The 13,696-nt window shown below is 31.6% G+C and carries 8 protein-coding genes; 1 reads left to right on the top strand and 7 read right to left on the bottom strand.

Features of this window, described 5'->3' with window-relative positions; translation table 11 throughout:
* The first annotated feature begins 37 nt into the window (after positions 1-37).
* Entirely contained in the window at positions 38-2,893 is a 2,856-nt protein-coding gene (locus MPF19_RS16225) for an FG-GAP-like repeat-containing protein (protein ID WP_249989274.1), read from the top strand.
* A gap of 72 nt (positions 2,894-2,965) precedes the next feature.
* Here MPF19_RS16225 and MPF19_RS16230 read toward each other — a convergent pair whose 3' ends face one another.
* The 7 genes from MPF19_RS16230 to MPF19_RS16260 all read right to left on the bottom strand — a co-directional run bounded on the left by MPF19_RS16230 (position 2,966) and on the right by MPF19_RS16260 (position 12,936).
* Positions 2,966-4,108, bottom strand: coding sequence for a CaiB/BaiF CoA transferase family protein (locus tag MPF19_RS16230; protein ID WP_166382912.1), 1,143 nt, complete (start codon positions 4,106-4,108; stop codon positions 2,966-2,968).
* Positions 4,109-4,113: 5 nt separating this feature from the next.
* Positions 4,114-5,259 carry a CaiB/BaiF CoA transferase family protein gene (locus MPF19_RS16235; RefSeq protein ID WP_249560621.1) on the bottom strand — a complete coding sequence of 382 codons (1,146 nt, stop codon included), beginning with the start codon at positions 5,257-5,259 and terminating at the stop codon, positions 4,114-4,116.
* A 2-nt stretch (positions 5,260-5,261) separates the two neighbouring features.
* Positions 5,262-6,401, bottom strand: coding sequence for an ABC transporter substrate-binding protein (locus MPF19_RS16240; protein WP_249989275.1), 1,140 nt, complete (start codon positions 6,399-6,401; stop codon positions 5,262-5,264).
* 89 nt (positions 6,402-6,490) lie between these two features.
* Complete coding sequence (aldA, locus tag MPF19_RS16245; RefSeq protein WP_249989276.1) at positions 6,491-7,936, bottom strand: aldehyde dehydrogenase; 1,446 nt, start codon at positions 7,934-7,936, stop codon at positions 6,491-6,493.
* 11 nt (positions 7,937-7,947) lie between these two features.
* A complete protein-coding gene (locus MPF19_RS16250) occupies positions 7,948-8,718 on the bottom strand; it encodes an enoyl-CoA hydratase/isomerase family protein (RefSeq protein ID WP_166382920.1) in 771 nt (256 codons plus the stop codon).
* Between the two features lie 5 nt (positions 8,719-8,723).
* A complete protein-coding gene (locus MPF19_RS16255; RefSeq protein ID WP_218598554.1) occupies positions 8,724-10,640 on the bottom strand; it encodes a CRTAC1 family protein in 1,917 nt (638 codons plus the stop codon).
* 7 nt (positions 10,641-10,647) lie between these two features.
* Positions 10,648-12,936, bottom strand: a complete 2,289-nt coding sequence (locus MPF19_RS16260) for a beta-galactosidase (protein ID WP_249989277.1) — start codon at positions 12,934-12,936, stop codon at positions 10,648-10,650.
* Positions 12,937-13,696 lie beyond the last annotated feature (760 nt).

The following is a 13,696-nucleotide window of genomic DNA, read 5'->3' on the forward strand; positions in this document are numbered from 1 at the left end:
TAATAAATTGATACATTTATTACTTAAAAGAAACATTATGAAAAATTTAATATTACTAGTTTTATTTGTATTTACGTTTAGTGTTATTACTTCTTGTAAAAACAATAACATTCTTTCAAATTCAATAGAAGTCTCTACTGATAATCCAGAAATTCTAAATTATAAAGTTGAAGGAAACTTAACAAAAAAAATCATTCTTACTATTAATAATCCATCAGCATATGCAAGTTTAAGTGTTTTTGTAAATGATGAGCTTTTAATGGATGACTTTAATATACCAAAGAAAGGAATTCAGAATTTAACGAGTGTAATTCGTTTTCCTAAAATTGGTGATGTAAAAATTCGTTTTCAAGCTTTAGATGAAAATTTAACGATAAGCAGTCTGTATTTTGAAGAGGTGTCAGCATTAGAAATTCCTGTTTTTAAAGATATTTCTGTACAAGCAGGATTAGATAAAGTGAGTTCATTAAAATATGGAGGACCATCAATAGCAGATATAGATAATGATGGAGATTATGATTTTATTGCAAACAACCATAATGCAGAAACGAGTAAGATATATTGGAATAATGGAGATGGTACAGTAACAAAACATAACAAAGACCTTGCAAGATGGTTTAAACATGATTTGCATGGTACTTCTCTTGGGGATTATGACAATGATGGCGATTTAGATCTTGTTTTAGAAGAAGGAGGTGGTAATGGAGCTATTCCTACTAGGCTTAATTTCTACCTTAATGAAAATAATAAATTTATTATGTACACTGGTGATGTAGGTGTAGAAAAAGGAGGTAGAGGGCGCAGTACTAGATGGATAGACGCAGATTTAGATGGGGATCTTGATTTATTAATCATTAACGAGTCGAGTTTGAAATTTGATAAACCACAACATTTTTTTTATGAAAATAACGGAGATAGAACTTTTAAATATAGATCTGTAAAAGGACTCGAAGATGTTGACGAATCACGAGTTTTGGTAACCGATTTTAATAACGATAATATTGACGATATTATTTTTTACGGCCCTTTAACGTTGTGGAAAGGAAATGGAGATTTTACATTTACAGATGTATCAGCGTTAATTCCAGACGAAGTTCGTTCTTCAAAACAAATCATGGCTGTTACGGACATTGATATTGATAATGACGGAGATTTAGATTTGTATTTGGCTCAAGGAATGATCTTTGAACATGGAAAAGGAGAAACTCCTTCCGTAGATTTTAATCCTATTACAAAAGAATTAGCCATAAAAACTAGAGGTTATAAAGGTGATGATGTTTTTAGTTTTACAGCTGAAAACAAAATTAAATTACATAAATATTATTACTTGGCGCAAGGAGCTATTTTAGGTAAAGATTATCCTATTTTTTTAGGGGAAAATAAGGTCTCAAAAATTGTAAATTCTGGTGATGAGTTAGAAATTAGCCCAGAAGAAGCAAAAGGATGGGCAGATGATATTTCTAAAAATGGATTCTATATCGGTTATTTAGGAAACAATGAATGGAAGGCAACTTTGGTTCGTGATGGTAATTTCTTTTGGCAATACAGATTTAGTCTTTCTGGTGTAACAAGTGTTACTCCAGATTTTATTCCGCAAAACAGAAATAATGCCGATGTTTTATTAAGAAACGATGGAGATAAATTTACAGATGTTTCTAAAGCTTGGAATATTCCTAAAGGAGGAAACGCTTTAGGTGTTACAACTGGAGATTTTAATAATGACAGTCATCAAGATTTATTTGTGTATCGTTGGGGTAGAGTAGGAGCAAGAATTTCTGATTATATGTTATTAAATACAGGTAATAATTCTTTTGAAACAACAACAATGCATGGAGCAAATGATGTTGGTGGACCAGGGAATGGAGATATGGGGCAAGCTTTTGATTTTGATTTAGATGGGCAATTAGATTTATTAAATGGTAGTGAAAACGGAGAATGGTATTTGTACAATAATCAAACAAAGTCAGACAACAAGCATGTAACTATTAAAGTAGGTTATTCTCCAAAATCTAATGTGGATCCTATTTCTGCAGAAGTTATTGTAAAAACAGCTGATAATGAATATAGAAAAAGAGTTGGTTCTGCAGGAGAAATATTTTCCCAAAGTTTAATGAACATTGTACATTTTGGATTGGGAAATGAATCTGAAATAAAAAGTATTAAAGTTAGATGGAGAAATGGAGAAACTGTAGCGTTTAAAAACAAAGAAGCGAACAATATTTACAATACTGATTATGTAAATATTGATTCTAATAAAAACTCACCAGTTACTTCAATCTCTTTTAAAACAGAAAAAATAGAATTATATAAAGGGAAAAATAAAACTCTAGACGTAAGCATTTTACCAAAAAATAAGACCAATTCTGAAATTATTTGGACATCTAGTAATACAAATATTCTTACTGTTGATAAAAATGGTAATGCAAACCCAATTAAACCAGGAAAAGCAATTGTAAAAGCATCTTCAAAAGACAATTCTATTTCATCAGAAATTAAAGTTACGGTTGCTCCTTATACTGCACCTTATGTTAAAATACTAAACAAGGAAAAGTATGGGAATCACCAGATAAAAGTGAGTGATAATTTAAAAGTGACTGTTAAATATCATGCAGGATCTGGAAACAAAGTGATTTCGGCAGATGAAGGCGGAATTCGTTTTTGGTTACGTCATTTTAAAAGTAAATGGATACCTGTAAAAGATGTGGTTCTTGTAAATAAAGAAGCGTTAAAAACAACAAGTGGAACAGCAAATATGACTTTTTCATTGAAAGATTATATTCCGTCTAACCAATTACAAGAAAACCATTTTTATCAACTTAGAGTCACTTTTACTTCTAGCGATGGAGATATGTATGAAGATGAAATTCTTCCTTTAGAAATAGTTTCTAAGTAATAAAAAAAAGTAAACCTCTCTTATTTATAGAGAGGTTTACTTTTTCGAATAAATAAAATAATGTCTGTAATTTTAGGCTAAAAATTCTTGAGATATTTTATCTGTATGTTCACCTAAACTTGGAGATCCTAGGGTTGATGTAAAATACTCACCATCAATCTTTATTGGACACCTTGTTGTCTTATACTCATATCCATCACCCATTCTTACATTCTGAATCATGTCTAAAGATTTAAATCCATCTTGATTAAAAAGTGTTTCCCAATCCATAACATTAGCACACCAAATGTCTGCTGGCTCTAAAATTGAAAGCCAATGTTCTGTAGTATTGGTGTTTAATTTGTTGGCTAAAATCGTTTTTATTTCATCACGTTTTGTAAACCAACTTGCTGGTTCTGGATACTCGGCTAATTCATTGCAACCAATTAATTCTCCAATAAAAGGAATAGAGCCCATTGCTAAAGCGAAATAGCCGTTTTGTGTTTTATAAACACCATAAGGAGCGCCTAAATAAGCATGTGCACTATTACTCTTTGGACGAACAGTTGGTTCTCCTCCATCATGATAAAACGTGGTAATAGATTCAAATTGAAAATCTATAATAGATTCTAACATGCTTACAGAAATTTTTGTACCGATACCTGTTTTGCCTTTTTTAATTAAAGCAGCCAAAATACCTTGTACTAAATGAGAGCCAGATAAAATATCTGCAATAGCAATTCCTACAGGTGTAGGGCCACTTCCATCATTCCCATTTAACCAGGTTAAACCAGATAATGATTGCACAAGTAAATCTTGTCCGGGTTTAGATTTCCAAGGACCTTCATCTCCATAACCTGAAATATTTCCATAAACAATTTTTGGATTTATTTTTTTAATAGTTTCATAATCAAAACCCAAACGTTCTACAACACCAGGTCTAAAATTATGAACTAAAACATCTGCTTTTGCAATCAATTTTAAAACACGTTGTTTATCTACTTCGTTTTTTAAATCTGCTTCAAAACTTTCTTTATTTCTATTAACAGCTATAAATAAAGGAGATTCATTATTCATCTTTAGATTAGAAACATGTAATTGACGACTAATGTCTCCAGTTTTAGGGCGCTCTACTTTAATAACTCTTGCTCCCAAATCTGCTAAACGTAAAGTAGCAGAAGGTGCAGATAAAAACTGACTTAAATCTATAACTAATATATCTTCTAATGGTTTCATCCTATTTATAGATTAAATTCTTTAATAATTGCTTCTGTATTTTGTCCAACTCTTGGTGCTGCTTTTTTATTAAAAAGCCTTTCATCATTTAATCTTATTGGGCAGCGTGTTGTGTGTATTTCTTCGCCAGAAATTAATGGTAATTTTTGATCCATTTTTAAAAGATCATATGCTTCATGGTTCAATAATTTTTTATAATCAAAAACATCAGAACACCAAATTCCTTTAGGTTCTAAAATATCTAACCAATCTTGTGTGTTTTTTTCGATTAAAAAAGCACGAAGAACATCCATTATTTCATCTCGTTTTTCATACCAAGAATTGGGGTCAGAATAAGATGCTAATTGTGAAATGTTAAGAATGTTAGCTAAATTTGTTAAAGAGCCCATTGCTAAAGATAAATAACCATCTTTTGTTTGATAAACGCCATAAGGAGCGCCTAAATATGCATGTGCATTTCCTTGTTTAGCTCTATTTGGTTTTTGATTATTATCACTTAAATAGCCGGTAATAACCTCAAATTGAAGGTCTAGTGTAGATTCTAATAAACTCACTTCAACCAAAGCCCCTTTATTCGTTTTGATACGTTTTAAAAGACTTGATAAAATTCCATGAGCCAAATGTGTTCCCGTAATTAAATCGGAAACAGCAGCACCAACAGGAGTTGGATTATCATCTTTATCTCCTGTTAACTTTGCAAAACCAGACATCGCCTGAATTAATAAATCTTGACCTGGTTTTTTAACCCATTCACCTTCTGTACCATAACCAGTAACAGATGCATACACTAATTTTGAGTTTATATTCTGAACCGTTTTATAATCTAAGCCAATTTTCTCCATAACTCCTGGACGGAAATTATGTGTCATAACATCAGCTTGTTCTATTAATTTTTTAACACGATCTAAATCATCTGCATCTTTTAAATTGGCAGTATAAGATTCTTTATTTCTATTTACGGTATGAAATACCAAACTACTGCCATCTAAAAATAAGTTTTTTAAAGCAATACCTCTTCCTGCTTCACCAGAACCAGGTCTTTCAATTTTGATAACTCTTGCACCTAAATCAGCTAATCTTAATCCTGCAGATGGTCCAGCCATAAATTGAGAGAATTCTAATACCAAAATGCCTTCTAAAGGTAATTTCATAGTTATTCTTTTAATGATTTTAAATACAAGTCATTTAAATCTTTTAATAGCTGTTGTTCATCTCCTCCATTCATCATATACTCTCTAATTGGCGCACCAGCTCTATCTTGAAAATACATATGACCATGATATCTTGGGCGTAAAAAAGCTCTATCTAACGCTGGTAAAGTATCTTTAAAGAAATTATCTGTTAAATCATTTGCACGCTTATCTAACCAAGCTTGTCTATGTCCTGGTTGACCTCCGTTATCAAAAAACACACCTTTTTGAGTTGCTTCTGAACCTACATATTCTACAAATTTACCAGCAATTTCTTGATGCTCAGTATTTGCAGAAATAGCTAATCCAGTACCTCCTAAAGTTGTTATTAATTTTTGATTATCAATTGCAACCATATCATGAAACTTTAAATGCTTTCTAGCATAGCCTTCACGAGAATAATTGGTGTAACCATAAGCGAAAGGACTATAAATATAATCGTCCGTTAAAGTCATTGCTTCATATACTTTAATAGGATTCCAATCATAATTTTCCTTTTTGATATTTTTACCAAGAGCTCTTAATATTTGAAGTGCTTTTATTCCTGTTTTTTCTGAAATAACTTCTTTATCAGAAGTACAAACATCTTCACCTAAAGTAGAGCAAATCATATAGAAACTCATTAAAGTATCTTGTGGGATTCCTGGAATTGCAACCATTCCTGTTTTTGACAATTCTATTAAATCATCAAAAGTTTCTGGGAATTTTAAATTTAATTTCTCGAACAAATCTGGTCTGCTCGCTGCAACAGGTGTAGCAGCATCAATAGCTAAAGCCCATTGTTTTCCTTTTATAGAATAACTTTCATGAGATTTACCAACAGTGTTTACTGCTAGGTCTTTTAAGTATTCATCTGATAAAAATTTATTTAATGGTAAAATTACTTCTGTTCTAGCAGCAAAGCCAGTCCAAGGATGGTCAATAATTAAAAAATCGTAGCGTTTTGCTAATTCATTAATTGGTTCATCTGCAAATGCTTGCAATGATCTTTTCTCCCAAACGATTTCAACATCTGGGTTTAATTCTGTAAAACGTTGGGCAGCGGCTACAATTGATGTAAATCCTCTACTGTGATTCCAAGTTATTCCTTTTAATTGTTTCATGTACTAATATTATTTGTTTTTATGGGTTACATGTGGCTTCCATTGAGTCATTTCCTATTGATTGACGTTAGTTATGGAAGGTTTATAATTTATTCGTAACTCATGTAAATTGTTCGTTTCTGTAAATACTGTTCGATACCGTAAACTCCATCTTCACCACCAATACCAGCTTTTTTATGACCAGAATGATGCCCTTGAATGTAGCCTACAATTTGTTTGTTAATAAAAATGGTTCCTATTTCAAACTCTTGAATAGATCGCATTATTAATTTATGATTTTCTGTATATAAATAAGCAGATAAACTATCATCTCGTTTATTTAATAATTCTTTAGCGTGTTCAAAACCTTTAATTTTAACAATTGGTAAAACCGGTCCAAACATTTCTTCTTGCACGGTTGCATCACCTGGTTTTACATTTGTTAAAATGGTTGGTTCATACCAATTTCCTTTTTCAAATTCTTTACCTTCTGGTCTTTTACCACCTAAAACTAATTCTGCTCCTTGTGCTATGTTTTTTTGAACAACTTCATCGATTCTTTTTAAGGCAGCAGCGCTTAAACTTGGTCCCATGTTTACATCTGTCATTGGGTTACCTACTGTAATTTTTTGAACTCTTTTTATTAATTTTTCTGTAAACTCGTCTGCAATTTTTTCATCAACAAAAACCATTTCATTACAAATACATACTTGTCCGCAATTTGCATAACGAGATATAGCAGCAGCTTCAACAGCTTTGTCAATATCAGCATCTTCTAAAACTATAAAAGGCGCTTTTCCACCTAATTCTAATACTAATCCTGCTACGTTTTGCGAAGCACCTTTGTAAATAGCTTGTCCTGCTCTTGTACTTCCAGTCATAGAAATTAACCTCGTAATTGGATTTTCTACTAATGCAGCACCAACAGTATGTCCATAACCAACAACCATACTAATAACTCCTTTTGGTAAGCCAACTTCATCAATTATTTTACAAAATTCAGATGCAGTTATTGGTGTTAATTCAGATGGTTTTATAACCATTGTATTTCCTGTAATTAAAGCAGGACCAATTTTACGTCCAATTAAAGCCAAAGGATAATTAAAAGCCATTAAACCTACCGTAACTCCATAAGGAACTTTGTGTATAGTAAGTTGTTCGTTAGGTTGGTCTGAAGGAAAAATAGCACCTTGTATACGTCTTCCTGCTTCAGCAGAATACGTCATATATCTTATAGTATCATCAACTTCGTAACGAGCTTCTACAAGAGTTTTTCCTTGTTCCATTACCAGTAACTTGGCAAAATGCTCTTTTCTTTCTTCTAACTTCTCTGCAATTTTATACAAATAATTTGCACGCTCTTGAGCTGGTAACATTTGCCAAGCAAATTGCGCTTTATCAGCAGCTTCTAATGCTTGTTGTACTTCGTCTAAACTACTCGAGTAAATTTCAGCAAATACTTCTCCATTTGCTGGGTTTTCTACATCAATCTTTTCTCCTGAACTTTTTTCAATCCACTCTCCGTTAATGTAACATCTGTATACTGTTGTTTCCATAAATACTATTTTTAGTTAAAGATTGCTTTTCTTTTTTCTACGAAGGCTTTTAATCCTTCTTGTGCATCTGGAGTATCATACAATCCATCTGCTAATTGTGTCTCTAATTTTAATCCTTCTTCAAGAGAGAGCTCTATTCCTTTATGAACAGATTCTTTAATGGCTATCATTGCCAATAATGGTCCTTTTGCTAATTTTTCTAAATAAGATTTAGATTGCTCTTTAAAATTTTCTTTAGCATATAATTGATTTACCAATCCAATATCAAAAGCTTGTTTTGCTATGATTGGTTCTCCTGAAATTAAAATTTCTAAAGCTTTACTTTGGTTTACAATTCTGATTAATCTTTGAGTTCCACCATTTCCTGGCATCAATCCTAAATTGATTTCTGGTAACCCTATTAAATATTGACCATCACTTGCCAAACGAATATCGCAAGCTAATGCCAGTTCTAAACCACCACCTAAAGTATGACCATCTAATAAAGCAACTACTATTTTAGGGCTTTTAGAAATTTTGTAGGCTACCAAGTTGGCTTGTATAACCATCTTTTTGTTTTCAGCAACAGAATTTTGTTGAAAAACCTTTACATCTGCTCCTGCACAAAAGAACTTTTCTAATTCGCTTTTTATGGCTATTATTTTTACATTGTTATTACGATTTGCTTCATCAATAATTTCTGATAAAGAGGTCATAAAATCAAGGTCGTAACTGTTGGCTTTTGGTTTGTTAATAACGATATAGCCAACTTTGTTTTCTATTTCTAGTCTAATTTGTTTCATCTTATTTAAAATTGATAGATTTTGTTTGCTTTTAAATTGGTAAGAGTTGATTTTTCTCCACTTCTCCAAACCACTTCTACTTTCTCAATTACTTTCTCTTTTCCTAGACCAAAATGAACAGTATTTAAAAAGCTTTGAGCATGAGAAGCACTACTAGAACCAATAAGTTTGAATTGTTTTCCAATTTTTGTTGTGATGTAAACTTTAGCGCCATAAGCATCTACATTAGATTTAGAATTACCAACTCTAAATAGGGCATAATTGTTTACAGAAACTGTTTCGTTCTCGTATAAATGCCATTGTCCATTATCATCATCTCCACTTAAAATATCTATTTTACCATCTAAATTATAATCGAAAGTTGCCCCCATATCTCCATGAGATTTAGATGGAATATTGTTTGCTCCATGTGTTAAAATAGATTCAAACTCTAAGTTTCCTTTATTTTTAAAAATCACGTCTTCACTTCTTTGGATTAAACCACCAAAACGATATAAGAAGAAATCATTAAAGCCATCGTTGTCAAAATCTCCTGTAGTTATTCCCCAATTGTTTTCCAAGCTTTCTTTAGGCAAATGTTTAGACCCATCTATAAAATGAGTTCCTTCATTAATCAACAAAACATCTGGAACACCCAAGTCTTGAGGAGTCCAATCTGGTACTACTTTTGTAACACCAACAACAGATGCTCTCACATCCCATGCTAAATTGGTTTTTAATAACCATTCTAAACGCCATTTTCCTTCACCCAAATAGCCTAAGTACCATCCGCTTTTGTCTAAATTTTCGGGAAATCCATTCGCTTCATTTTGCGTTACTTTTTGAATGTCAAAAGGCATTTTATGTTCGGTTTTAGAACTTCCAATAAACAACGGAATACTTGGTTTTTCAGGGCCTCTAGGAAAACGATAAAAATCGGAAAGTTGTATAGCTGCATCCGCATAAAAAGTTATACCATCATGACTTTTGTTTCCTTCATCTCTTAAATCTAATCGTTTCAGTTTTTCATCAAAAGAAATAGAATTATTTGCAATTTGATAATAACTTTTACCTCTTGCTAAATAATAATCTAAATCACCATCATTATCTATGTCTGCCTGTGCAGCAGTACTCATCTGGTCTATATTCTGTAACTCTTTAGGTAACCATTCTTTAGATAAGTTGGTAAATGAAAAATCGTTATTTCCTTTCCAAAATTCTGCGGCAGCATAAGGAGAAAATGTTAGTAAATCTAGTATTCCATCATTGTTAAAATCTGTAATTAGTAAACGTTCTGCATTAATTTGTTCAAAAGCTTCACTCTTTTTATAAGTAAATGTTCCGTTTCCATTATTTTCGAATAATAGATTTCTTGGAATTTCTTCATTGACCATTTGTTCTGCATTAATTTGAAGAAAATCTAAATCACCATCATTATCTAAATCTATCCATCTTACAGAACGACCACGAGCTCCCATTTCTGATAACCCAGTTTCTTCTGTAGCATCCACAAATTTCCCATTATCATTACGTAACAAGCGTTGAGGTTGTGGTGTTGACCCGTTTCCGCCTCCTAAAGAAATTAGCAAATCTAAATCACCATCTTTATCATAATCACCTGCAGCCATTCCATGTAAATCTGCTTTTGGGAAAAGCCCTTTTTGTTCTTTAAAAGTATTGTTTTCTTGTGCCCAAAATAATTGAATAGGTGTGTTGTCATGATTACCTAAAAGTAAATCATATTTTCCATCATTGTTGATGTCTGCGATAGTTGGTCCGCCATATTTCCAGTTTTTTTCTGTATTTAAATGGACTTCTTTAGTTACGTCTATAAATTTTATAGGATTGTTTTTCTCTTTACCTTTATTACAACTGATAAGAGAAATTAATAGAAACCCAAGGGCTAATAATTGTTTCGATTTTGTTTTAAGTAAACGTTTCATTTTTTAATTACTTTTTTATTTTTTTACCAAACCTTCTTGTATATAAATTTGAATTTACTTCTTTTGCTTTTTTAATCATTGGTGGATAAGGAATATCTGTATTAGAGACAAAACCTACATTATAATTTTCACCATCGTGGGCTCTACCAGTAAGTGGAGAATCTAAATATTGAAACCAATGTACTCCTACAAAATATGGGTTGTCTATTGCAGAGTTTGCATAATCTGCCCACATATTAGCTCTATCTTTTTGATCTGCTGCATGAACTAAACCAGAATGAAATAACCCAGAATCTGGTGCTCCCATGTGAAATTCTCCAATAATGGTTGGCATATCTATTTCTTCTAAAAATTTCCAGTACTTAGTACCAATACCTTCTTTGTAATGATTGTAACTAAAAACATCAACATATTTAGCTGCAGATTCACGAACTTCTTTTGTGATTCCCCAAACAGCAAAACGACATCCCATGTACATATAGTTTGGCATTTTATCTTCTAAAATATCATGAACAGTTTTAAAATATTTGGTAGCAAAAGCTGTGAGCATTACAGAAAAATCTGCCACCATACCTTCAGGAAATTCATTTTGTTTTTTATAATCAACACCTTTTTCAAGTTCTTTCCAACTAGCTATATTTGTTTTCCAAGCTTTATTTAAGTTTCCAATAGTTTTGTGCTTAGTCTTTAAAATAGTCATAAACTGTTGCTTTAAATAGCTATCTTTTCCTTTAGATAAACCATCTAAAACCAATCCATAATGTGCTTTTGTAGAACTTTCATTCCCCCAACTTCTTTCGTTATCAACAAAAACACCCATACACCAAGGATTGTTTTCGACTTCTTTAGAAACAACATCAATTGATTTTATTACTCTTCTTTCAAATTCTGGATCGAAAGGATCTGGCATTGGTCCCCAATAATCCGAACCAGAATATACCTTTTGAAAATCTCCAATAATCCATCCGTTAGCAAAATAAGGTAAGTTATTTCTGTGATAAAATGCTGGGTCAATCCAGTTTCCAAAGGACGTGAATCCCCAATTACGCATTCTGTTTTCTGTAACTTCTAACCATTTATCAAAAAAAGAATTTTTGCTTGTTTCTCCATATCTACGTTCTAAGTTCGCTCTATAAAAACTATATGTTTGTCCATGTTCTATAGGCCCAAAATGAGATTCTCTTCTATAACTATAATGATTAGCTAGAGCATCATCAATTTTTGGTAATTCAAGAAACATGTCATTTCTAAGTTTATTAACTACATGAGCTGTTTTCATGGTTTCTGTAGGTATTTCTATAATACCTTTAGAGTCTTCAGGAGTTACATCTTCCGGGTCTCTATGATATAATTTTTCATCTGTATAATCGATACCTGTATACGTTGTAGTGTTTGCCATACGTACATTTGCTAAACCAATTGAAAAATATAAGTAACCTTCTGGATCTATTAAAGCCCATTTTCCATCAACTTTTTCTTTTCTAAAATAACCCGTTGCATCTAATTTAGGACCATCTTTCCATCCACCATATTGGCTTCTATCTGACATTAACGTATATTCTGCTAAAGATTTTAATTCTACATCAGCAATTTTCTTTAGTTCTTCATCAGAATGTACTTTTATAGGGAAATCTCTTTTTGCATTTTGCCCAAATTTATCTACAATTCCTTTTAAAAAATTTGGATCTCTTTCTGGGCTTTCTACAATTCTAATATTATCAACTAAAATAGTTTTGTCTTTTAAACCTTCTAATCTAAAAAAGTCTATTCCTGCTATTTCAGAAAAATCCATATTATATAGAAGTCCACTAATTTTCATATGAGTTGCTTCGGTTTTCCAAGCTTTAGGAGTATCTCTTAAACCACTATTTATGTCAGTTTTATTTGAGGTGAGTTCAAAGAAATATGATTTGAATTCACCTGTATCAATGTTTGTAATTCTTCTTACTCTTTCTCCATTTCCGTTTTCGGCATAAACTGTTAAAAAAGTAGTTTCGTCCCCTAAACTTTTTGCATCAAAAACTAAACTATATTTTTTGCTTTTATTTAATTTGAAATTATTTTTCGGTGTTAATTTAACTCCTGTAATTTTTTCATCTTTTTTAAAGGAAATTTCTAATGCATGATTTCCATTATTTTCAACAATTTTGTGACTTCCTTTTATGTCAATGAAATTGTTATTAATGTCTTCTTTTTCGAAATCTAAAAACAAGATTTCAGATTCTGAACTCCAATTTTCTTTTTGTGAAGTTTCTTTTTTACATGAAAAAAATACCACAGAAATAAATGTTAACATTAACAATTTTCTGACAGTTTTAAAAAGATTGTATTTTCCCTTCATATTTGCTTTGGTTTAATATAATTATAGAATTTAGTGTTGTACAGATACAACTTGACAGATAGTGTTAATCTTTTGTATTACAGTGTGTAATAGATTGTTATTCATGTTTAAAACTATTCTCTCTACAAGTAAAGAAATTTATATTAATAAAGGAAGTGTTTTAGGTGTTTGTACAGTTTAATTCTAGTGAAAAGATGAGTTTTTTAATTGATATAATACTTAGAATCGGCTAATTTTCATATTATTTATAAAAAAAAATGAATTTTAAAAACTTGGTGTTTAATAATGTCAGTTATTTTTTTTCGGATGATATCTTTGTAAGTATTCAAGACCCATTGAAGTACATTTTTACTGTTTTTAGACCTCGTTCAGCACATTTTCCTGCATTCCGAGAAAAGCTTCATTTCGGGAAAAACGCTTCTCTAAAAATGATCTTGGACACAATTCATAATTCTCGCTTTCCATTTCGTTACCCATTCTGCTACCGCTGAATGGTGCACTTCATTCCTGAGCAAAAATTATGAATGCCTCCGCTACATAGGAATATTATTTTATCATTTGGAGCCACTTCCTATGTTTTTGTACTTCACATAGATATCTCGATTAAAGTCCAGACCTCACTATTTCTTCCTTTTTTGACAGCAAAATACCAAGATTTTGAAGTTGAACAGACTGCATAAACCGTTTTGCTGCGCTTCACTTTTTATAAGTCTTT

Origin of the sequence: Polaribacter sp. Z014 (assembly GCF_023555435.1) — a bacterium.
Classification (GTDB): Bacteria; Bacteroidota; Bacteroidia; order Flavobacteriales; family Flavobacteriaceae; genus Polaribacter.